Below are 20311 nucleotides of genomic sequence, written 5' to 3'. Positions count from 1 at the left end.
TGCCTCTACACTGGCCGGATGCCGCAGACGACCCCCGACAGCAGTGCGCTGACCGAGCGGTTCGCCGCCTCCCGCGTCGCGTCGCGCTCCCTCCGCAGTGCGACCACCGACCTCAAGAACCGGGCTCTGCTCGCCATCGCCGACGCGGTGCGCTCGAGCGCCGAGCGCGTCGTCCCGGCGAACGAGCTCGACCTCCAGCGGGGTCGCGAGATCGGCATGAGCGCGGGCCTGCAGGACCGCCTCCGCCTCGATGCGGCGCGCCTGGGGTCCCTCGCCGACGCCGTCGTCGCGGTCGTCGGGCTCACCGATCCGGTCGGGCAGACGGTGCGGGGATCGAACCTGCCCAACGGCGCCTCCCTCACCCAGGTGCGGGTCCCGTTCGGCGTGGTCGGAGCGATCTACGAGGCGCGCCCGAACGTCACCATCGACATCGCGGCGCTCGCCCTCAAGAGCGGGAACGCCGTGATCCTGCGCGGAGGCACGGCCGCGGAGAACACGAACCGCGTCCTGGTGGAGCTGCTGCAGGAGGCCGTCGCCTCCGTCGGCCTGCCCGCCGAGCTGGTGCAGACGGTCGACGACCACGGCCGCGAGGGCGCGAAGGCCCTCATGCGAGCGCGCGGCTACGTCGACGTCCTGGTGCCGCGGGGGAGCGCGGGCCTCATCGAGTCGGTCGTGACGGAGTCGACGGTCCCCGTGATCGAGACGGGCGCCGGAGTCGTCCACGTCTTCCTCGACGCCAGTGCCGACGAGCAGTGGGCCGTGGACATCGTCCACAACGCCAAGGTGCAGCGTCCGAGCACCTGCAACGCCCTCGAGACCCTCCTCGTCCACCGCGACGCCGCCGAGCGCCTCCTCCCGCCCGTCCTCGGCCGGCTCGCGGAAGCGGGAGTGACCGTGCACGGCGACGAGCGCGTCGCGGCGCTCTGGCCCGACGCGGTGCCCGCCACCGATGAGGACTGGTCCGCGGAGTACTACTCGCTCGACGTCGCCGTCGCGATCGTCGACGACCTCGACGCCGCGATGGCCCACATCGACCGGTACTCCACCCACCACACCGAGTCGATCGTGACGAACGACCTCCGGAGCGCCGAGCGCTTCCTCGCCGAGGTCGACTCCGCGGTCGTGATGGTCAACGCCTCCACCCGCTTCACCGACGGCGGGGAGTTCGGGTTCGGCGCCGAGGTCGGCATCTCGACGCAGAAGCTGCACGCTCGGGGCCCCATGGGCCTTCCCGAGCTGACCAGCACGAAGTGGCTGCTGCGCGGCGCGGGACAGGTCCGCGCCTAGCGCCCGGACCGGCGATCCGCCGTCGAGCGGCGTCCGGGTAGACTCGTCGGAGCCCCGCCGGGGCGACCACGACCTCCAAGGAGCACTGCATGTCCCTCGCGACGACCGTCCTCGCCGAAGCAGCGGCCCACACGGAGCTGCCGTTCCCCCCGATCGTCTTCGGCCTGATCGCCGCCGTCGCCTTCACGGCCCTCGGCTTCGTCACCTGGAGCTACCGCGACGTGGCGAACCGCCACTCGCACAAGACCGGCGCCGGCTCCCACGACCAGCACGGTCACGGACACTAGGCGGGGAGCCCAGCGATCGTGACGTCCGCCGCGAGCGGAGGCCCGCGGCGTCCGCGCATCGGCGTGATGGGCGGCACCTTCGACCCGATCCACCACGGTCACCTGGTCGCCGCCTCCGAGGTGGCCCAGTCGTTCGACCTGGACGAGGTCGTCTTCGTGCCCACCGGCCAGCCGTGGCACAAGAAGACGGTGACCTCCGCCGAGCACCGGTACCTGATGACGGTGATCGCGACGGCGTCGAACCCGCGCTTCACCGTCAGCCGCGTCGACGTGGACCGCATCGGCACGACCTACACGATCGACACCCTGCGCGACATCCACGCCGCGCACCCCGACGCCGAGCTGTTCTTCATCACCGGCGCGGACGCGGTCGCTCAGATCCTGAGCTGGAAGGACTACGACGAGCTGTGGGAGCTGGCCCACTTCGTCGCCGTCAGCCGGCCGGGGCACGTCCTCAACGTTTCGGGATTGCCGGCCCAGGACGTATCCTTATTGGAGATTCCGGCACTGGCGATCTCCTCGACCGACTGTCGGAGCCGCGTCAACCGGGGTCATCCGGTCTGGTACCTGGTTCCCGACGGTGTCGTCCAGTACATCTCGAAGCACCACCTGTATCGGAGCACGTCATGACAGTTCAGCCCGAGGAGAAGCCGCTCACCCGGCGCGAGATCCGCGAGCGCGAGAGGCGCGAGGCCGGTGCGGCCACGACCGCCGCCGTTCCGACGACGTCCCGCCGGGCTGCCACCGCGACCGCCACCACCGCCGGCGACATGCCGGTGCTGACCCCCACCCAGGCCCTGCGGATCACCCCCGTCGAGCCGAGCCCCGCGAGCGAGCCCGACCTGCGCACCTCCTCGATGGAGATCGTCGCCACCGAGAACGCCACGGGCCGCCAGCTGACCCGTCGGGAGCTGCGCGCACTGCTGGCGCAGCAGCAGGCGGAGAAGGTCGCCGCCGCCCCGGAGGCGGAGCCGCCCGCCGACGAGGAGCGGTCCGACGACGAGCGCTCCGACGACGTCGAGGGCGCCCTCGAGCGCGCCTCGGCGCTCCCGCCGACCGGGGCGGTCCCCGTGATCGAGGCGGCCGACGAGTCCCGTGATGCGGAGCCGCTGCCCGAGGGCGCAGCGGAGCAGGAGCCGGAGGGCGACGAGGACGTCGTCACCGAGGACGCCCCCGAGGCGTCCGAGGAGGAGGCGGACGAGTCCGCCACCGATGCGACCGCGGACGCCGACGAGGCCGACGCGGCCGAGGTGCACGAGGCCGAGATCGAGAGCTCCTCCGCCGACGACGAGACGCCGTCCGCGGACGCCTCCGACGAGCGGGACGCGGACGACGAGCAGCCGACGGCCGGCGAGCAGCCCGAGCAGCCGCACCTGAACACCGCGCTCTTCGCGTCGGTGGGCGGATCCCTCGACATCGCCGACGAGAAGGCCACCGAGATCACCGGGAGCTTCGAGCCGCCGATCGAGCACCTCGCCATCACCGAGGAACTCGACAGCAAGTCGAAGGAGGAGGTGGACGCCTCGTTCGACTCCCTCATCGCGAGCGGAGTCGCCGCCACCGGTGCCGTCACCACCACCAACGCGCTGATCCTGCCGACCACGGGTCCCGGCGCGACCGTCGGCACCGACACGGGGGAGATCCTCGTCACCGGCTCGTTCGACCTCCCGCGCAGCCTCGGCTCCACGGGCCAGCACCCGAACCTCTACGACTCGCCCGATGTGGACCGCTACGTCGACCGCATCGACCGCGAGCAGCCCGTCGGCGAGTCCGAGCCGGTCCGGGCGTCCAGCGCCGTCTCCACCCACGCCGCCGGCACTTCGATGATCGCGCCGCAGAAGCGCGCCGGCGTGAGCGTCCCGGTGGTCCTCGCGATCACCGCGGCCGTCCTGCTGGTCGGCGCGATCGCGCTGTTCATCGGCGGCTTCGTGCTCAACATCTTCTGATCTCCACCACCGACACTGAAGGCTTCATGACTGCGACCGATTCCGCCCGCGCCCTGCTCCAGCTCGCGGCCACCGCCGCCGACTCCAAGGGCGGTGAGGACCTCGTCGCCCTCGACGTCTCGGGGCCGCTGCCGCTGGTCGACATCTTCCTCCTCGCCACCGGCCGCTCCGAGCGCAACGTTGTCGCGATCGCGAACGAGGTGGAGGACCGCCTGAACGACTCCGGCGCCAAGCTGCTGCGCCGCGAGGGCCGTGCGGAGGGCCGCTGGATCCTCCTCGACTTCGGCGACCTCGTCGTGCACGTCTTCCACGAGGAGGACCGCATGTACTACTCGCTCGAGCGCCTCTGGAAGGACTGCCCGACGGTGCCGTTCACCCTCGAGCAGCCTGTCGCCGTCGACTCGTCGACGTCCCCGAACTGACGAACACGCCCGGCGACAGCGCTCGATTTCACTTCACGCGGATCGTGTTGTAGTTTATTCGAGTTGCTTCCGCCGGGCGGAGACAGCGAAAGACATCACGAAGCAAGACAGAACAGAACATGGGTCCGTGGCGCAGCTGGTAGCGCACCTGCATGGCATGCAGGGGGTCAGGGGTTCGAATCCCCTCGGATCCACCGAAAAGGTCCGCACTCCTCCGGGAGTGCGGACCTTCGTCGTTCCCGGCGTTACAGGGTCTGGCGTCGTCCTGTCCGGCTCAGGCCGGTCAGGCCAGCCAGGACCGTGCCCGTCCGGCCACCGGGGTCCCCCTGCTGGTCACGCACGGGTCGGCCCGACCGGCTCCACATGGCCGCCGCATCCGGCGAGGAATCCGGAGAGCTCGCCCCAGGCGTCCTCCCCGATCGTGGTGCCCGGGCGCCGTGCGAGATCGGCCAGAGCGTCCGTCAGCTCGTCGACTCCCGTCAGGATCCTCGTCCGTGCCGCTCCCGTGCCCTGCCATCCGGGCGCGTACGTCCTGACGTCGGGGTGGCTGTAGAGCACGGCCGTCTCGAACCACGGCATGGGCAGACCGTTCAGGGCCAGGTGCTCCTTGAGCCTCGCGGCCTGGATCCGGACCTGCCGGGCGGGGACGTGCTGCTCGACATGCGTGCGCACCGTCCACCGCGACACCGTCCCCGGTGCGATCTGAACCGCGAAGGGACCGGGCAGTGAATCCTCGTCCGGGAGGACGCAGTAGGAGGGGTGGACGGTACCGGGTCGCACGCCGTCGAAGACGACCCCCTGCCAGTACTTGGCCTCGATGATGAGCGCGCCGTGCCGGGTGAGCAGCAGATGGTCGATCTGCGCGAGGAAGCGGCGCGTCGTGCGCGCCTCGACCGGTACGAAGACGACGTTCGTGGCGAGAACGCCGGACAGCCCCGCCGAGGCGCACGCCTCCCGGATCAGGGTGTGCGAGACGGCCTCGCTGCTCCAGGTCCTGGCGAGCGCGTCACGGGTCTGCTCGACCTCCTCCTGCGCCGTCTCGAGCTCGGTCCGACTGAGGTCGCGCTCGGCGTCGCGCGCGCGCGTCAGTGCCTTGAGCGCCGCCTCGTGGCTCCGGTCGCGCTCGGCGATCGTGCGCTGGTGCTCCTCCGAGGCCTCCTCCGCGGCCTGCTCCGCCGCCGCTCTCGCCGCAGTGCGCCGTCGGCGGCCGGCGACGACCGTGATGAGAAGGGCCAGGAGCAGGGCGGCCGCGACGGCCCAGGGGAGGTACTCGTTATGGTCCCCAGGCAAGCACGGACCACCGACCGTGCGCCGCGACGGCTCCCGATCACGCCGCTCGGCGGACCGGCCGCGGTGCGCTCGCTCGTGCCCGGCCCGGACGTCTTCGTCGGCGTCCGCCTGCGCGCGCGGCGGAGACGCCGACCCTGCGCCGGCCGATCGCGCAGGCGGAGCCCTACCGCCGCCTGGCGGACGCGATGCGCGACCAGCACGAGGTCCGGCTGACCGGCGTCGAGGGCACGCTGCTGGGCTTCGTCGGCCCGCAGCCGTTCCAGGGGATCAGCGTCGCCGGCCTGCACACGCACGTCGTCGACACCACCGGAGGGATCGGCGGCCACGTGCTCGCCGCCTCCGGAGTCGCGGGCCTGATCGAGATCGAGCGGTACAGCGGCATCACCGTCCGCGTGCCGGAGTCGGACGACCACCTGCGAGCCGACCTCGACGCGGCGGCCGACGCAGACGCCGCGATCCGCGCCGTGGAGACCGACCACCCGCGCTGAGCGGCCCTACCCTGGACGCATGCCCTCACTGCGCGACGTCCATGCCGTCATCGACCGTCTCTGGCCGGAGGCGGCCGCCGAGAGCTGGGACGCGCCCGGCCTGGTCACCGGCGACCCCGACGCCGCGGTGGAGCGGATCCTGCTCACGGTCGACGTGGTCTCCGACACCGTCGCGGAGGCCGTCGACGGCGGATACCAGCTCCTGGTCGCGCACCACCCGCTGCTGCTGCGCGGCGTCACCTCGATCGCCGAGGACGGCTACAAGGGCCGCCTGCTCGCGGACCTCATCCGGGGCGGCTGCGCACTGATCTCGGCCCACACGAACGCCGACATCGTCGCGGACGGGGTCTCGGACGTGATCGCCACCCGCCTCGGCCTGACCGGCGCGACTCCGCTCGTCCCGGGCGCCGACCCGTCGGTCGGGCTCGGCCGAGTGGGCGACCTGCCCGAGGAGGTGACGCTCGGACGCCTTGCCGGAGCCGTGGCCGAGCTCCTGCCGGCCACCGCAGGGGGAGTCCGGGCCGCGGGCGCCTACGAGACGCCCGTGCGCCGCGTGTCGCTCTGCGGGGGAGCGGGGGACTCGCTCCTGGACGCCCCCGCCGTCCGCACGAGCGACGTCTTCATCACCGCCGACCTCCGGCACCACCCGGCGTCCGAGGCGCGCGAGAAGGCCCTGCACGGCACCGGTCCCGCCCTCATCGACGTCTCGCACTGGGCGAGCGAGTGGCTGTGGCTCGACGTCGCCGCGACCGCGCTGCGGGAGGCCCTGCCCACGGTCACCGTCGAGGTGAGCGAGACCCGCACCGACCCGTGGGATTTCGCGATCGTGCACTGACCCGCCGCGGGCACGGGAGAATGGACGCGGCGCGCCCGTACTGCGCGCCGGGAACGAGGACCGCCACGTGAAAGCCAGCCCCGCACACCAGCGCGAACTCCTGACTCTGGCGAGTCTGGACACGAGGGGCGCGCAGCTGCGCCACGCCCTCGCGACGCTCCCGCAGATCGCGCGGATCCAGGCGATGCAGGCCCGCGACAACGAGACCCGCCGCTCCCTCGCCGAGCGCACAGGGCGCCTCGAGGACGTGCGCACCGAGCTCGGGCGCATCGAGTCCGACGTCAGCGTGGTCGAGAAGCGGCTCACCCGCGATCGCGATCGGCTGCAGACCGCATCCGCGGCCAAGGACATCGCCGCGCTCGAGAGCGAGATCACCTCCCTCGTGAAGCGACGGGGAGACCTCGAGGACATCGAGCTGACCCTGATGGAGCGGATCGAGGGCATCGAGTCCGAGGTCGCCGCGGCTCAGGCCGAGCGCGACGAGGTCGTCGCCTCGCTCGGGACCCTCGCCGAGGAGCGCGACGCGCAGGCCGAGAAGCTCCGCGACAAGCAGGAGGCGCTCGCCCGGGACCGGGCGGACCTGGTGCCGACCCTTCCGGAGGACCTGGTCGAGCTGTACGAGAAGCAGCGCGCCCGCTACGGAGTCGGCGCGGCCCTCCTCCGCGGGAAGGTGTCGGAGGGGAGCGGCGTGGCCCTCACCGAGTCGGACCTCTCCTGGATCCGCGCCTCCGCTCCCGACGAGGTCGTCCTCTGCCCCGACAGCGGCTGCATCCTGGTGCGCGGCGAGGAGTCCACCCTCGCCTGAGCCGTACACTGGACGGGCGAACGGGCCGGCAAGACGGTCGCGTCACCGCGGCGAGAGCCGTGGTGCCGAGGAACGTCCGGGCTCCGCAGAGCAGGGCGGTGGGCAACACCCACCCGGGGCGACCCGCGAGACAGTGCCACAGAGAACAGACCGCCGTCGGCTCCGGCCGGCGGTAAGGGTGAAACGGTGGTGTAAGAGACCACCAGGGGCCGGAGTGATCCGGTCCGCTCGGTAAACCTCGCCCGGAGCAAGGTCAGACAGAGGACGATGCGGCTGCTCGTCGGGTCCTCGGGTAGACCGCTGGAGGGTCACGGCGACGTGGCTCCGAGAGAGATGGCCGTCCAGCGCCCGCCGAGAGGCGCGGCGTGAACAGAACCCGGCGTATCAGCCGACCCCTTCGCCACGAGATGCCCCGCCCCGGCGGGGCATCTCGCGTCTCCGCCGGTCGCCGAGCTCGCGCTCCCGCCCGCAGGCAGCTCGACGGCCTGCCGTGGCGGTTCCCGGGTCTCGATACATCCTTGCGCCGCCACTCGACAGGACTGGCGCGGTCCATCTCTCGCGCTGCCTCCTGCGGACGAAGCGGTGCAGCACGACGTCCGGCAGGCGCCGATCCCGGAGGACGGTCCTGAGACGCCGTTGCGGATCGCCGCCGAGGACCAGGTGCCCCCGCCCCGTCGTGGCTCACCGCGACCGCTGAACCCTGAAAGTCTGATCACGTCCGTCCGCCGTGGCGCCACTCACCAGGCGAACCGGCGAAACGCGTGCCAGCGTTGCGCCGTAGCCGTCCGCACCCCGCTCCCCGGAACGCGTCACCTCCCGAGGCCGACCGCGCCTCGGCGGGCGGGGACCGTCGAGGAAAAAGACTCAGCCCCGCCCTGCGAGCGCGGCCGCGCCGAGGATGCCGGCATTGTTGCGGAGCGCCGCCGGAATGATCGGGGTGCGCAGGTCGAGCAGCGGGAGGAACTCGTCGTGGTGCTTGGAGATGCCGCCGCCGACGATGAAGAGATCGGGCCAGAGCAGCGCCTCGAGGTGGGAGTAGTAGCGCTGCAGGCGCTTCGCCCAGTGCTTGTAGTCGAGGTCGTCGCGCTCCTTGGCGGCGAACGAGGCCTTCTTCTCGTAGTCGCCGCCGTGGATCTCGAGGTGGCCGAGCTCAGCGTTGGGGATGAGGATCCCGTCGTGGATCTGCGCCGTCCCGATGCCGGTGCCGAGGGTGGTCATGATGACCAGGCCCTCCTTGTCCTTCGCCGCTCCGAAGCGCGACTCGGCGTAGCCCGCCGCATCGGCGTCGTTGACGAAGAAGATGTTCCGGCCGATCGCGTCCTCGAACAGCTTCTCGGCCTCGAGGCCGATCCACTCGTCCGACACGTTCGCCGCCGACATCGTCCGTCCGTGGACGACGACGGCGGGGAAGCAGATGCCGACCGGGGTGTCCGAGGGCAGGTCCGGGATCTTCTCGAGGATCTGCTGGACGGTGGCGACGATGTCCTTCGGCGTGCCGCCCGGGGGAGTGGCGAGCTTCATCCGGTCGCTGAGCAGAGTGCCCGCGGCCAGGTCCACCGAGGCCCCCTTGATGCCCGTTCCCCCGATGTCGATCCCGATGGCGGTCGCCGCAGCAGTCATAGCGGCCATGCTAGCGAAGGGCGGGGGTGCGGACCGACGCGGGCTGCGGCGTAGGATCGCGGCATGGCTGACGGCGACGCGAACTCCTGGTGGTACAACCTCAAGGCCGGCACGGTGGAGCAGGGATTCGTGTCCCCCTCCGTCGACCGGGTGGGACCCTTCTCCTCTCGCGAGGAGGCGGAGCACGCCCTCGAGCGGCTGCACGAGAACAGCCGCAAGTGGGCAGAGGAGGACGCCGCCGAGGACCGCTGACCGCGGCTACTCGTAGCTGTGCTCGGCGCCGGGGTAGGCGCCGGACTCCACGTCGTCCCGGTACGCGGTGACCGCTCCGGTGAGCACGCCGCGCAGATCCGCGTACTGCTTCACGAAGCGGGGGATGCGGCCGGTGGTGAATCCGGCGAAATCCGTCCACACGAGCAGCTGTCCGTCGACGTGCGGTCCCGCTCCGACTCCGATCGTCGGGATGCGCAGCTCCTCCGTCACCTGACGTGCCGCGTCCGCGGGCACCATCTCGAGGACGACGGCGAACGCCCCGGCCTCCTGGACGGCTCGCGCGTCGGCGAGCAGCTGCTCGATGCCCTCGCCGCGCCCCTGGACCATGTGGCCGCCGAGCCCGTGCTCGCTCTGCGGCGTGAAGCCGATGTGCGCCATCACGGGGATGCCCGCCTCGACGATGCGCCGGATCTGCTCGGCGGAGCGGACCCCGCCCTCGAGCTTCACCGCGTGTGCGTGCGTCTCCTTCATGAAGCGGAACGCCGTGTGCAGCGCGTCGTCGGCACCCGACTCGTAGGAGCCGAAGGGCATGTCGGCGACGACGAAGGCGCGCTCGACGGCTCCGGCGACGGCACGCGCCAGCGGGATGAGCTCGTCGACGGTGACGGGCAGAGTGGTGTCGTAGCCGAGCACCGTGTTGCCGGCGGAGTCGCCCACGAGGAGGAAGTCGATCCCGGCGTCGTCGAAGATCTTCGCCGTGAGCTGGTCGTAGCTGGTCAGCCCGGTGATGCGGACACCGGAGTCCTTCGCGTTCTGGAAGTGGCGGGTTCGAACGCGTTTCACGGGCTGCGCTGACATGGGCGCCAGTCTACGGCGCGCCTCGGACGCCCCGCGGGCCCCGGTCGGAGGCAGTAGCCTGAGGGTCGAAACAGGAGGGGTCTGGATGGACAAGCAACGGGACTTCGTTCTTCGCACCATTGAAGAGCGAGGGATCAAATTCGTTCGCCTCTGGTTCACCGACGTCGTCGGCACGCTGAAGTCGGTCGCGATCGCGCCGGCCGAGGTGGAGGGCGCGTTCGCGGAGGGGCTCGGCTTCGACGGCTCCGCCATCGAGGGCCTCACCCGCTCCTTCGAGGCCGACGTCCTCGCGCATCCGGACCCGTCGACCTTCCAGATCCTCCCGTGGCGCGGAGAGATCGACCCGACGGCGCGGATGTTCTGCGACATCACCACGCCGGACGGCCAGCCCGCCGTCGCCGACCCGCGCAACGTGCTCAAGCGCACGCTGGCGAAGGCGGCCGAGCGCGGGTTCACCTTCTACACGCACCCCGAGATCGAGTTCTACCTCCTCAAGTCGTCGTCCTTCGGCGCCGAGGGTCCGGAGCCGGTCGACTCCGCCGGGTACTTCGACAACGTCCCCGGAGGCACGGCGCACGACTTCCGCCGCCGCTCAGTGCGGATGTTGGAGGATCTGGGCATCTCGGTCGAGTTCAGCCACCACGAGGCGGGCCCCGGCCAGAACGAGATCGACCTCCGCTACGCGGACGCGCTCACGACGGCCGACAACATCATGACCTTCCGCACCGTGATCAAGGAGGTGGCGATCGAGCAGGGCGTCTACGCGACGTTCATGCCGAAGCCGCTCTCCGGGCACCCCGGCTCGGGCATGCACACGCATCTCTCGCTCTTCGAGGGCGACGTGAACGTGTTCTACGAGCAGGGCGCCCAGTACCAGCTCTCGAAGCTCGGCCGTCAGTTCATCGCGGGCCTGCTCAAGCACGCCCCCGAGATCACCGCCGTGACGAACCAGTTCGTCAACTCCTACAAGCGGCTCTGGGGCGGCGACGAGGCGCCCAGCTACGTCTCGTGGGGCCACAACAACCGGTCCGCCCTCATGCGCTTTCCGCTCTACAAGCCCAACAAGGGGCAGTCGTCGCGCATCGAGTACCGGGCGCTGGACTCCGCGGCGAACCCCTACCTGGCGTACTCGCTGCTCCTGGCAGCCGGGCTGAAGGGCATCGAGGAGGGCTACGAGCTCCCTGCCGAGGCCGAGGACAACGTGTGGGCCCTGTCGGACGCGGAGCGCCGGGCGCTCGGCTACGGCGCCCTGCCCGCCAGCCTCGACCGCGCCATCTCGCTGATGGAGGAGTCCGAGCTCGTGGCCGAGACGCTGGGCGAGCAGGTGTTCAACTTCGTGCTGCTCAACAAGCGGAAGGACTGGGCCGAGTACCGCGCCCAGGTCACGCCGTACGAGCTGCGCAGCAATCTCGAGATGCTCTGACGCCTCGGCCATGCCCCGCGAACGCTCCCTCCGCGATGTCGCACGCCTCGGCTTCGCCGCGCTCGGCGAGACCGGGGCACGGCTGGCCGAGGCGGAGGAGCTGGCCGGGCGGCAGCTCGAGTCGGTGCTGCCCTCCTTCGCCCGGGTGGCGGACCCGGACGAGGCGCTGCTCGCTCTGATCGACCTGCTGCGGCGGCACCGCGACCGGATGGACGCGGTCCTCGCCGACGACGAGGCCCTGACCCGGCTGCTTCTGGTGGTGGGGGCCTCCTCCGGCCTCGCCGACTTCCTCCAGCGCCGGCCCGACGAGCTGGCCAGCGTGCTCGAGCCGGTGCGCACGCTCCCCGGGCGCGCCGAGATGAAGGCCGAGCTGCTCGAGTCGGTCGGCGCCGTCGACGGCTTCTCGTCGCTCCGGGAGGAGGCGGGCTGGACGGCGCTGCGCGTGCGGTACCGCCGCCTCCTCACCAGGATCGTCGTCCACGACCTGAGCCAGGCCGACCCCGTCGACGGCGCCGACCGACTCGAGCAGCTCGGCCTTCATCTCGGCGCGCCCGGGGAGCGTGCGCACCGGCTCGAGCACGCTGGCCAGCTCGTCGGGCCGGCGCTGGAGGAAGTCGGCGAGGCCGGAGGAGGCCCCCACCACCAGAAGCAGCCGGGTCAGGGCCTCGTCGTCGGCGAGGACCGCGTCCATCCGGTCGCGGTGCCGCCGCAGCAGGTCGATCAGAGCGAGCAGCGCCTCGTCCGGGTCCGCCACCCGGGCGAAGGAGGGCAGCACCGACTCGAGCTGCCGCCCGGCCAGCTCCTCCGCCTCGGCCAGCCGTGCCCCGGTCTCGCCGAGCGCGGCGAAGCCGAGGCGTGCGACATCGCGGAGGGAGCGTTCGCGGGGCATGGCCGAGGCGTCAGAGCATCTCGAGATTGCTGCGCAGCTCGTACGGCGTGACCTGGGCGCGGTACTCGGCCCAGTCCTTCCGCTTGTTGAGCAGCACGAAGTTGAACACCTGCTCGCCCAGCGTCTCGGCCACGAGCTCGGACTCCTCCATCAGCGAGATGGCGCGGTCGAGGCTGGCGGGCAGGGCGCCGTAGCCGAGCGCCCGGCGCTCCGCGTCCGACAGGGCCCACACGTTGTCCTCGGCCTCGGCCGGGAGCTCGTAGCCCTGCTCGATGCGATTCAGCCCGGCTGACAGGAGGAGGGGGTACGGCAGGTGGGGGTTCGGCGCGGAGGCCAGCGCCCGGTAGTCGAGGCGCGACGACTGCCCCTTGTTGGGCTTGTAGAGCGGAACGCGCACGAGGGCGGACCGGTTGTTGTGGCCCCACGAGACGTAGCTGGGCGCCTCGTCGCCGCCCCAGAGCCGCTTGTAGGAGTTGACGAACTGGTTCGTCACGGCGGTGATCTCGGGGGCGTGCTTGAGCAGGCCCGCGATGAACTGACGGCCGAGCTTCGAGAGCTGGTACTGGGCGCCCTGCTCGTAGAACACGTTCACGTCGCCCTCGAAGAGCGAGAGATGCGTGTGCATGCCCGAGCCGGGGTGCCCGGAGAGCGGCTTCGGCATGAACGTCGCGTAGACGCCCTGCTCGATCGCCACCTCCTTGATCACGGTGCGGAAGGTCATGATGTTGTCGGCCGTCGTGAGCGCGTCCGCGTAGCGGAGGTCGATCTCGTTCTGGCCGGGGCCCGCCTCGTGGTGGCTGAACTCGACCGAGATGCCCAGATCCTCCAACATGCGCACGGAGCGGCGGCGGAAGTCGTGCGCCGTGCCTCCGGGGACGTTGTCGAAGTACCCGGCGGAGTCGACCGGCTCCGGACCCTCGGCGCCGAAGGACGACGACTTGAGGAGGTAGAACTCGATCTCGGGGTGCGTGTAGAAGGTGAACCCGCGCTCGGCCGCCTTCGCCAGCGTGCGCTTGAGCACGTTGCGCGGGTCGGCGACGGCGGGCTGGCCGTCCGGCGTGGTGATGTCGCAGAACATCCGCGCCGTCGGGTCGATCTCTCCGCGCCACGGGAGGATCTGGAAGGTCGACGGGTCCGGATGCGCGAGGACGTCGGCCTCGAAGGAGCGGGTGAGGCCCTCGATGGCGGAGCCGTCGAAGCCGAGCCCCTCCGCGAACGCGCCCTCCACCTCGGCCGGCGCGATCGCGACCGACTTCAGCGTGCCGACGACGTCGGTGAACCAGAGGCGAACGAATTTGATCCCTCGCTCTTCAATGGTGCGAAGAACGAAGTCCCGTTGCTTGTCCATCCAGACCCCTCCTGTTTCGACCCTCAGGCTACTGCCTCCGACCGGGGCCCGCGGGGCGCCCGAGGCGCGCCGTAGACTGGCGCCCATGTCAGCGCAGCCCGTGAAACGCGTTCGAACCCGCCACTTCCAGAACGCGAAGGACTCCGGTGTCCGCATCACCGGGCTGACCAGCTACGACCAGCTCACGGCGAAGATCTTCGACGACGCCGGGATCGACTTCCTCCTCGTGGGCGACTCCGCCGGCAACACGGTGCTCGGCTACGACACCACTCTGCCCGTCACCGTCGACGAGCTCATCCCGCTGGCGCGTGCCGTCGCCGGAGCCGTCGAGCGCGCCTTCGTCGTCGCCGACATGCCCTTCGGCTCCTACGAGTCGGGTGCCGACGACGCGCTGCACACGGCGTTCCGCTTCATGAAGGAGACGCACGCACACGCGGTGAAGCTCGAGGGCGGGGTCCGCTCCGCCGAGCAGATCCGGCGCATCGTCGAGGCGGGCATCCCCGTGATGGCGCACATCGGCTTCACGCCGCAGAGCGAGCACGGGCTCGGCGGCCACATGGTCCAGGGGCGCGGCGAGGGCATCGAGCAGCTGCTCGCCGACGCGCGAGCCGTCCAGGAGGCCGGGGCGTTCGCCGTCGTCCTCGAGATGGTGCCCGCGGACGCGGCACGTCAGGTGACGGAGGAGCTGCGCATCCCGACGATCGGAGTCGGAGCGGGACCGCACGTCGACGGACAGCTGCTCGTGTGGACGGATTTCGCCGGATTCACCACCGGCCGCATCCCCCGCTTCGTGAAGCAGTACGCGGATCTGCGCGGCGTGCTCACCGGAGCGGTCACCGCGTACCGGGACGACGTGGAGTCCGGCGCCTACCCCGGCGCCGAGCACAGCTACGAGTAGCCGCGGTCAGCGGTCCTCGGCGGCGTCCTCCTCTGCCCACTTGCGGCTGTTCTCGTGCAGCCGCTCGAGGGCGTGCTCCGCCTCCTCGCGAGAGGAGAAGGGTCCCACCCGGTCGACGGAGGGGGACACGAATCCCTGCTCCACCGTGCCGGCCTTGAGGTTGTACCACCAGGAGTTCGCGTCGCCGTCAGCCATGCCGCGATCCTACGCCGCAGCCCGCGTCGGTCCGCACCCCCGCCCTTCGCTAGCATGGCCGCTATGACTGCTGCGGCGACCGCCATCGGGATCGACATCGGGGGAACGGGCATCAAGGGGGCCTCGGTGGACCTGGCCGCGGGCACTCTGCTCAGCGACCGGATGAAGCTCGCCACTCCCCCGGGCGGCACGCCGAAGGACATCGTCGCCACCGTCCAGCAGATCCTCGAGAAGATCCCGGACCTGCCCTCGGACACCCCGGTCGGCATCTGCTTCCCCGCCGTCGTCGTCCACGGACGGACGATGTCGGCGGCGAACGTGTCGGACGAGTGGATCGGCCTCGAGGCCGAGAAGCTGTTCGAGGACGCGATCGGCCGGAACATCTTCTTCGTCAACGACGCCGATGCGGCGGGCTACGCCGAGTCGCGCTTCGGAGCGGCGAAGGACAAGGAGGGCCTGGTCATCATGACCACCCTCGGCACCGGCATCGGGACGGCGCAGATCCACGACGGGATCCTCATCCCCAACGCTGAGCTCGGCCACCTCGAGATCCACGGCGGCGACTACGAGAAGAAGGCCTCGTTCGCCGCCAAGGAGCGCGACGACCTCGACTACAAGCACTGGGCGAAGCGCCTGCAGCGCTACTACTCCCACCTCGAGGCGCTGCTCTGGCCCGATCTCTTCATCGTCGGCGGCGGCATCTCCAAGCACCACGACGAGTTCCTCCCGCTGCTCGACCTGCGCACCCCGATCATTCCGGCGGCGCTCCGCAACAATGCCGGCATCCTCGGCGCGGCCGCGCTCGCAGGGCGGGGCTGAGTCTTTTTCCTCGACGGTCCCCGCCCGCCGAGGCGCGGTCGGCCTCGGGAGGTGACGCGTTCCGGGGAGCGGGGTGCGGACGGCTACGGCGCAACGCTGGCACGCGTTTCGCCGGTTCGCCTGGTGAGTGGCGCCACGGCGGACGGACGTGATCAGACTTTCAGGGTTCAGCGGTCGCGGTGAGCCACGACGGGGCGGGGGCACCTGGTCCTCGGCGGCGATCCGCAACGGCGTCTCAGGACCGTCCTCCGGGATCGGCGCCTGCCGGACGTCGTGCTGCACCGCTTCGTCCGCAGGAGGCAGCGCGAGAGATGGACCGCGCCAGTCCTGTCGAGTGGCGGCGCAAGGATGTATCGAGACCCGGGAACCGCCACGGCAGGCCGTCGAGCTGCCTGCGGGCGGGAGCGCGAGCTCGGCGACCGGCGGAGACGCGAGATGCCCCGCCGGGGCGGGGCATCTCGTGGCGAAGGGGTCGGCTGATACGCCGGGTTCTGTTCACGCCGCGCCTCTCGGCGGGCGCTGGACGGCCATCTCTCTCGGAGCCACGTCGCCGTGACCCTCCAGCGGTCTACCCGAGGACCCGACGAGCAGCCGCATCGTCCTCTGTCTGACCTTGCTCCGGGCGAGGTTTACCGAGCGGACCGGATCACTCCGGCCCCTGGTGGTCTCTTACACCACCGTTTCACCCTTACCGCCGGCCGGAGCCGACGGCGGTCTGTTCTCTGTGGCACTGTCTCGCGGGTCGCCCCGGGTGGGTGTTGCCCACCGCCCTGCTCTGCGGAGCCCGGACGTTCCTCGGCACCACGGCTCTCGCCGCGGTGACGCGACCGTCTTGCCGGCCCGTTCGCCCGTCCAGTGTACGGCTCAGGCGAGGGTGGACTCCTCGCCGCGCACCAGGATGCAGCCGCTGTCGGGGCAGAGGACGACCTCGTCGGGAGCGGAGGCGCGGATCCAGGAGAGGTCCGACTCGGTGAGGGCCACGCCGCTCCCCTCCGACACCTTCCCGCGGAGGAGGGCCGCGCCGACTCCGTAGCGGGCGCGCTGCTTCTCGTACAGCTCGACCAGGTCCTCCGGAAGGGTCGGCACCAGGTCCGCCCGGTCCCGGGCGAGCGCCTCCTGCTTGTCGCGGAGCTTCTCGGCCTGCGCGTCGCGCTCCTCGGCGAGGGTCCCGAGCGAGGCGACGACCTCGTCGCGCTCGGCCTGAGCCGCGGCGACCTCGGACTCGATGCCCTCGATCCGCTCCATCAGGGTCAGCTCGATGTCCTCGAGGTCTCCCCGTCGCTTCACGAGGGAGGTGATCTCGCTCTCGAGCGCGGCGATGTCCTTGGCCGCGGATGCGGTCTGCAGCCGATCGCGATCGCGGGTGAGCCGCTTCTCGACCACGCTGACGTCGGACTCGATGCGCCCGAGCTCGGTGCGCACGTCCTCGAGGCGCCCTCTGCGTTCGGCGAGGGAGCGGCGGGTCTCGTTGTCGCGGGCCTGCATCGCCTGGATCCGCGCGATCTGCGGGAGCGTCGCGAGGGCGTGGCGCAGCTGCGCGCCCCTCGTGTCCAGACTCGCCAGAGTCAGGAGTTCGCGCTGGTGTGCGGGGCTGGCTTTCACGTGGCGGTCCTCGTTCCCGGCGCGCAGTACGGGCGCGCCGCGTCCATTCTCCCGTGCCCGCGGCGGGTCAGTGCACGATCGCGAAATCCCACGGGTCGGTGCGGGTCTCGCTCACCTCGACGGTGACCGTGGGCAGGGCCTCCCGCAGCGCGGTCGCGGCGACGTCGAGCCACAGCCACTCGCTCGCCCAGTGCGAGACGTCGATGAGGGCGGGACCGGTGCCGTGCAGGGCCTTCTCGCGCGCCTCGGACGCCGGGTGGTGCCGGAGGTCGGCGGTGATGAAGACGTCGCTCGTGCGGACGGCGGGGGCGTCCAGGAGCGAGTCCCCCGCTCCCCCGCAGAGCGACACGCGGCGCACGGGCGTCTCGTAGGCGCCCGCGGCCCGGACTCCCCCTGCGGTGGCCGGCAGGAGCTCGGCCACGGCTCCGGCAAGGCGTCCGAGCGTCACCTCCTCGGGCAGGTCGCCCACTCGGCCGAGCCCGACCGACGGGTCGGCGCCCGGGACGAGCGGAGTCGCGCCGGTCAGGCCGAGGCGGGTGGCGATCACGTCCGAGACCCCGTCCGCGACGATGTCGGCGTTCGTGTGGGCCGAGATCAGTGCGCAGCCGCCCCGGATGAGGTCCGCGAGCAGGCGGCCCTTGTAGCCGTCCTCGGCGATCGAGGTGACGCCGCGCAGCAGCAGCGGGTGGTGCGCGACCAGGAGCTGGTATCCGCCGTCGACGGCCTCCGCGACGGTGTCGGAGACCACGTCGACCGTGAGCAGGATCCGCTCCACCGCGGCGTCGGGGTCGCCGGTGACCAGGCCGGGCGCGTCCCAGCTCTCGGCGGCCGCCTCCGGCCAGAGACGGTCGATGACGGCATGGACGTCGCGCAGTGAGGGCATGCGTCCAGGGTAGGGCCGCTCAGCGCGGGTGGTCGGTCTCCACGGCGCGGATCGCGGCGTCTGCGTCGGCCGCCGCGTCGAGGTCGGCTCGCAGGTGGTCGTCCGACTCCGGCACGCGGACGGTGATGCCGCTGTACCGCTCGATCTCGATCAGGCCCGCGACTCCGGAGGCGGCGAGCACGTGGCCGCCGATCCCTCCGGTGGTGTCGACGACGTGCGTGTGCAGGCCGGCGACGCTGATCCCCTGGAACGGCTGCGGGCCGACGAAGCCCAGCAGCGTGCCCTCGACGCCGGTCAGCCGGACCTCGTGCTGGTCGCGCATCGCGTCCGCCAGGCGGCGGTAGGGCTCCGCCTGCGCGATCGGCCGGCGCAGGGTCGGCGTCTCCGCCGCGCGCGCAGGCGGACGCCGACGAAGACGTCCGGGCCGGGCACGAGCGAGCGCACCGCGGCCGGTCCGCCGAGCGGCGTGATCGGGAGCCGTCGCGGCGCACGGTCGGTGGTCCGTGCTTGCCTGGGGACCATAACGAGTACCTCCCCTGGGCCGTCGCGGCCGCCCTGCTCCTGGCCCTTCTCATCACGGTCGTCGCCGGCCGCCGACGGCGCACTGCGGCGAGAGCGGCGGCGGAGCAGGCCGCGGAGGAGGCCTCGGAGGAGCACCAGCGCACGATCGCCGAGCGCGACCGGAGCCACGAGGCGGCGCTCAAGGCACTGACGCGCGCGCGCGACGCCGAGCGCGACCTCAGTCGGACCGAGCTCGAGACGGCGCAGGAGGAGGTCGAGCAGACCCGTGACGCGCTCGCCAGGACCTGGAGCAGCGAGGCCGTCTCGCACACCCTGATCCGGGAGGCGTGCGCCTCGGCGGGGCTGTCCGGCGTTCTCGCCACGAACGTCGTCTTCGTACCGGTCGAGGCGCGCACGACGCGCCGCTTCCTCGCGCAGATCGACCATCTGCTGCTCACCCGGCACGGCGCGCTCATCATCGAGGCCAAGTACTGGCAGGGGGTCGTCTTCGACGGCGTGCGACCCGGTACCGTCCACCCCTCCTACGGCGTCCTCCTCGACGAGGATGCACTGCCCGAGGCCTTCGCGGTTCAGATCGCACCGGGGACGGTGTCGCGGTGGACGGTGCGCACGCATGTCGAGCAGCACGTCCCCGCCCGGCAGGTCCGGATCCAGGCCGCGAGGCTCAAGGAGCACCTGGCCCTGAACGGTCTGCCCATGCCGTGGTTCGAGACGGCCGTGCTCTACAGCCACCCCGACGTCAGGACGTACGCGCCCGGATGGCAGGGCACGGGAGCGGCACGGACGAGGATCCTGACGGGAGTCGACGAGCTGACGGACGCTCTGGCCGATCTCGCACGGCGCCCGGGCACCACGATCGGGGAGGACGCCTGGGGCGAGCTCTCCGGATTCCTCGCCGGATGCGGCGGCCATGTGGAGCCGGTCGGGCCGACCCGTGCGTGACCAGCAGGGGGACCCCGGTGGCCGGACGGGCACGGTCCTGGCTGGCCTGACCGGCCTGAGCCGGACAGGACGACGCCAGACCCTGTAACGCCGGGAACGACGAAGGTCCGCACTCCCGGAGGAGTGCGGACCTTTTCGGTGGATCCGAGGGGATTCGAACCCCTGACCCCCTGCATGCCATGCAGGTGCGCTACCAGCTGCGCCACGGACCCATGTTCTGTTCTGTCTTGCTTCGTGATGTCTTTCGCTGTCTCCGCCCGGCGGAAGCAACTCGAATAAACTACAACACGATCCGCGTGAAGTGAAATCGAGCGCTGTCGCCGGGCGTGTTCGTCAGTTCGGGGACGTCGACGAGTCGACGGCGACAGGCTGCTCGAGGGTGAACGGCACCGTCGGGCAGTCCTTCCAGAGGCGCTCGAGCGAGTAGTACATGCGGTCCTCCTCGTGGAAGACGTGCACGACGAGGTCGCCGAAGTCGAGGAGGATCCAGCGGCCCTCCGCACGGCCCTCGCGGCGCAGCAGCTTGGCGCCGGAGTCGTTCAGGCGGTCCTCCACCTCGTTCGCGATCGCGACAACGTTGCGCTCGGAGCGGCCGGTGGCGAGGAGGAAGATGTCGACCAGCGGCAGCGGCCCCGAGACGTCGAGGGCGACGAGGTCCTCACCGCCCTTGGAGTCGGCGGCGGTGGCCGCGAGCTGGAGCAGGGCGCGGGCGGAATCGGTCGCAGTCATGAAGCCTTCA

Annotated in this window: 23 protein-coding genes, 2 tRNA genes and 2 other RNA genes; 16 read left to right on the top strand and 11 right to left on the bottom strand. The window is 71.4% G+C overall.

Going from position 1 to position 20311, the window contains the following annotated elements:
* Positions 1 to 18: 18 nt before the first annotated feature.
* The 6 genes from C5D04_RS09040 to C5D04_RS09015 all read left to right on the top strand — a co-directional run bounded on the left by C5D04_RS09040 (position 19) and on the right by C5D04_RS09015 (position 4136).
* The gene (locus C5D04_RS09040; RefSeq protein WP_104347597.1) at positions 19 to 1287 is read left to right on the top strand and encodes a glutamate-5-semialdehyde dehydrogenase; all 1269 of its coding nucleotides are present in this window, start codon (positions 19 to 21) and stop codon (positions 1285 to 1287) included.
* Positions 1288 to 1376: 89 nt separating this feature from the next.
* Positions 1377 to 1574: a hypothetical protein gene (locus C5D04_RS09035; RefSeq protein ID WP_104223679.1), complete on the top strand. Its 198-nt coding sequence runs from the start codon at positions 1377 to 1379 to the stop codon at positions 1572 to 1574.
* An 18-nt stretch (positions 1575 to 1592) separates the two neighbouring features.
* Positions 1593 to 2204, top strand: coding sequence for a nicotinate-nucleotide adenylyltransferase (gene nadD, locus C5D04_RS09030; RefSeq protein ID WP_104223678.1), 612 nt, complete (start codon positions 1593 to 1595; stop codon positions 2202 to 2204).
* On the top strand, positions 2201 to 3520 hold the full coding sequence (locus C5D04_RS09025) for a hypothetical protein (RefSeq protein WP_104347609.1): 1320 nt from the start codon (positions 2201 to 2203) through the stop codon (positions 3518 to 3520). The genes nadD and C5D04_RS09025 overlap by 4 nt, the downstream gene beginning before the upstream one ends.
* 26 nt (positions 3521 to 3546) lie before the next feature.
* Positions 3547 to 3942 carry a ribosome silencing factor gene (gene rsfS, locus C5D04_RS09020; RefSeq protein ID WP_104347600.1) on the top strand — a complete coding sequence of 132 codons (396 nt, stop codon included), beginning with the start codon at positions 3547 to 3549 and terminating at the stop codon, positions 3940 to 3942.
* 121 nt (positions 3943 to 4063) lie between these two features.
* A tRNA-Ala gene (locus tag C5D04_RS09015) sits at positions 4064 to 4136 on the top strand.
* A gap of 139 nt (positions 4137 to 4275) precedes the next feature.
* Here the strand turns inward: C5D04_RS09015 and C5D04_RS09010 are convergent.
* The gene (locus C5D04_RS09010) at positions 4276 to 5232 is read right to left on the bottom strand and encodes a nuclease-related domain-containing protein (RefSeq protein ID WP_104347608.1); all 957 of its coding nucleotides are present in this window, start codon (positions 5230 to 5232) and stop codon (positions 4276 to 4278) included.
* Between the two features lie 185 nt (positions 5233 to 5417).
* On the opposite strand from C5D04_RS09010, the gene C5D04_RS09005 reads away from it, so the two are divergent.
* The 4 genes from C5D04_RS09005 (at position 5418) to rnpB (C5D04_RS08990) (ending at position 7760) form a co-directional block, all read left to right on the top strand.
* Positions 5418 to 5720: an acetolactate decarboxylase gene (locus tag C5D04_RS09005; RefSeq protein WP_374953136.1), complete on the top strand. Its 303-nt coding sequence runs from the start codon at positions 5418 to 5420 to the stop codon at positions 5718 to 5720.
* Between the two features lie 19 nt (positions 5721 to 5739).
* On the top strand, positions 5740 to 6555 hold the full coding sequence (locus tag C5D04_RS09000) for a Nif3-like dinuclear metal center hexameric protein (RefSeq protein ID WP_104223674.1): 816 nt from the start codon (positions 5740 to 5742) through the stop codon (positions 6553 to 6555).
* Positions 6556 to 6622: 67 nt separating this feature from the next.
* Positions 6623 to 7360 (top strand): zinc ribbon domain-containing protein, encoded by a 738-nt coding sequence (locus tag C5D04_RS08995; protein ID WP_104347607.1) that lies wholly within the window; start codon positions 6623 to 6625, stop codon positions 7358 to 7360.
* Positions 7361 to 7381: 21 nt separating this feature from the next.
* Positions 7382 to 7760: RNase P RNA component class A (rnpB, locus tag C5D04_RS08990), an RNA gene on the top strand.
* A gap of 464 nt (positions 7761 to 8224) precedes the next feature.
* Here rnpB (C5D04_RS08990) and ppgK (C5D04_RS08985) read toward each other — a convergent pair.
* Positions 8225 to 8980 carry a polyphosphate--glucose phosphotransferase gene (ppgK, locus tag C5D04_RS08985; RefSeq protein ID WP_104239180.1) on the bottom strand — a complete coding sequence of 252 codons (756 nt, stop codon included), beginning with the start codon at positions 8978 to 8980 and terminating at the stop codon, positions 8225 to 8227.
* Between the two features lie 63 nt (positions 8981 to 9043).
* Between ppgK (C5D04_RS08985) and C5D04_RS08980 the strand changes: the two genes are divergently transcribed.
* A complete protein-coding gene (locus C5D04_RS08980) occupies positions 9044 to 9232 on the top strand; it encodes an SPOR domain-containing protein (protein ID WP_104223671.1) in 189 nt (62 codons plus the stop codon).
* 6 nt (positions 9233 to 9238) lie between these two features.
* Here the strand turns inward: C5D04_RS08980 and panB (C5D04_RS08975) are convergent, their stop codons facing one another.
* On the bottom strand, positions 9239 to 10051 hold the full coding sequence (gene panB, locus C5D04_RS08975; RefSeq protein ID WP_104226711.1) for a 3-methyl-2-oxobutanoate hydroxymethyltransferase: 813 nt from the start codon (positions 10049 to 10051) through the stop codon (positions 9239 to 9241).
* 85 nt (positions 10052 to 10136) lie between these two features.
* Here panB (C5D04_RS08975) and C5D04_RS08970 point away from each other — a divergent pair, with 85 nt between their 5' ends.
* Both C5D04_RS08970 and C5D04_RS08965 read left to right on the top strand, forming a co-directional pair.
* Complete coding sequence (locus C5D04_RS08970) at positions 10137 to 11474, top strand: glutamine synthetase family protein (protein ID WP_104347606.1); 1338 nt, start codon at positions 10137 to 10139, stop codon at positions 11472 to 11474.
* 10 nt (positions 11475 to 11484) lie between these two features.
* Complete coding sequence (locus C5D04_RS08965) at positions 11485 to 12414, top strand: hypothetical protein (RefSeq protein ID WP_104347605.1); 930 nt, start codon at positions 11485 to 11487, stop codon at positions 12412 to 12414.
* On the opposite strand, the gene C5D04_RS08960 is transcribed toward C5D04_RS08965, so the two are convergent.
* The gene (locus tag C5D04_RS08960; RefSeq protein WP_104347604.1) at positions 12374 to 13711 is read right to left on the bottom strand and encodes a glutamine synthetase family protein; all 1338 of its coding nucleotides are present in this window, start codon (positions 13709 to 13711) and stop codon (positions 12374 to 12376) included. The genes C5D04_RS08965 and C5D04_RS08960 overlap by 41 nt on opposite strands.
* Before the next feature lie 85 nt (positions 13712 to 13796).
* Here C5D04_RS08960 and panB (C5D04_RS08955) point away from each other — a divergent pair, with 85 nt between their 5' ends.
* The gene (gene panB, locus C5D04_RS08955; RefSeq protein ID WP_104226711.1) at positions 13797 to 14609 is read left to right on the top strand and encodes a 3-methyl-2-oxobutanoate hydroxymethyltransferase; all 813 of its coding nucleotides are present in this window, start codon (positions 13797 to 13799) and stop codon (positions 14607 to 14609) included.
* A gap of 6 nt (positions 14610 to 14615) precedes the next feature.
* On the opposite strand, the gene C5D04_RS08950 is transcribed toward panB (C5D04_RS08955), so the two are convergent.
* Positions 14616 to 14804, bottom strand: a complete 189-nt coding sequence (locus tag C5D04_RS08950) for an SPOR domain-containing protein (RefSeq protein WP_104223671.1) — start codon at positions 14802 to 14804, stop codon at positions 14616 to 14618.
* Positions 14805 to 14867: 63 nt separating this feature from the next.
* Here C5D04_RS08950 and ppgK (C5D04_RS08945) point away from each other — a divergent pair, with 63 nt between their 5' ends.
* Positions 14868 to 15623 (top strand): polyphosphate--glucose phosphotransferase, encoded by a 756-nt coding sequence (ppgK, locus tag C5D04_RS08945; RefSeq protein WP_104239180.1) that lies wholly within the window; start codon positions 14868 to 14870, stop codon positions 15621 to 15623.
* Between the two features lie 464 nt (positions 15624 to 16087).
* Here ppgK (C5D04_RS08945) and rnpB (C5D04_RS08940) read toward each other — a convergent pair.
* From rnpB (C5D04_RS08940) to C5D04_RS08925, 4 genes are all read right to left on the bottom strand, one after another.
* Positions 16088 to 16466, bottom strand: an RNA gene (gene rnpB / locus C5D04_RS08940) — RNase P RNA component class A.
* A 21-nt stretch (positions 16467 to 16487) separates the two neighbouring features.
* The gene (locus C5D04_RS08935; protein WP_104347603.1) at positions 16488 to 17225 is read right to left on the bottom strand and encodes a zinc ribbon domain-containing protein; all 738 of its coding nucleotides are present in this window, start codon (positions 17223 to 17225) and stop codon (positions 16488 to 16490) included.
* A gap of 67 nt (positions 17226 to 17292) precedes the next feature.
* Positions 17293 to 18108 (bottom strand): Nif3-like dinuclear metal center hexameric protein, encoded by an 816-nt coding sequence (locus tag C5D04_RS08930; protein ID WP_104223674.1) that lies wholly within the window; start codon positions 18106 to 18108, stop codon positions 17293 to 17295.
* Positions 18109 to 18127: 19 nt separating this feature from the next.
* A complete protein-coding gene (locus tag C5D04_RS08925) occupies positions 18128 to 18430 on the bottom strand; it encodes an acetolactate decarboxylase (RefSeq protein ID WP_374953136.1) in 303 nt (100 codons plus the stop codon).
* Positions 18431 to 18615: 185 nt separating this feature from the next.
* On the opposite strand from C5D04_RS08925, the gene C5D04_RS08920 reads away from it, so the two are divergent.
* Positions 18616 to 19572, top strand: coding sequence for a nuclease-related domain-containing protein (locus C5D04_RS08920; RefSeq protein ID WP_104347601.1), 957 nt, complete (start codon positions 18616 to 18618; stop codon positions 19570 to 19572).
* 139 nt (positions 19573 to 19711) lie between these two features.
* Here the strand turns inward: C5D04_RS08920 and C5D04_RS08915 are convergent.
* Together C5D04_RS08915 and rsfS (C5D04_RS08910) are read right to left on the bottom strand one after the other, a co-directional pair.
* A tRNA-Ala gene (locus tag C5D04_RS08915) sits at positions 19712 to 19784 on the bottom strand.
* Between the two features lie 121 nt (positions 19785 to 19905).
* Positions 19906 to 20301: a ribosome silencing factor gene (rsfS, locus tag C5D04_RS08910; RefSeq protein WP_104347600.1), complete on the bottom strand. Its 396-nt coding sequence runs from the start codon at positions 20299 to 20301 to the stop codon at positions 19906 to 19908.
* Positions 20302 to 20311: the final 10 nt, after the last annotated feature.

The sequence above is a fragment of the Rathayibacter sp. AY1D2 genome (genome assembly GCF_002932695.1).
Lineage (GTDB): Bacteria > Actinomycetota > Actinomycetes > Actinomycetales > Microbacteriaceae > Rathayibacter.
The sequence above is the reverse complement of the archived record's forward strand: the minus strand, read 5'-3'. Positions and strand labels throughout refer to the sequence as shown.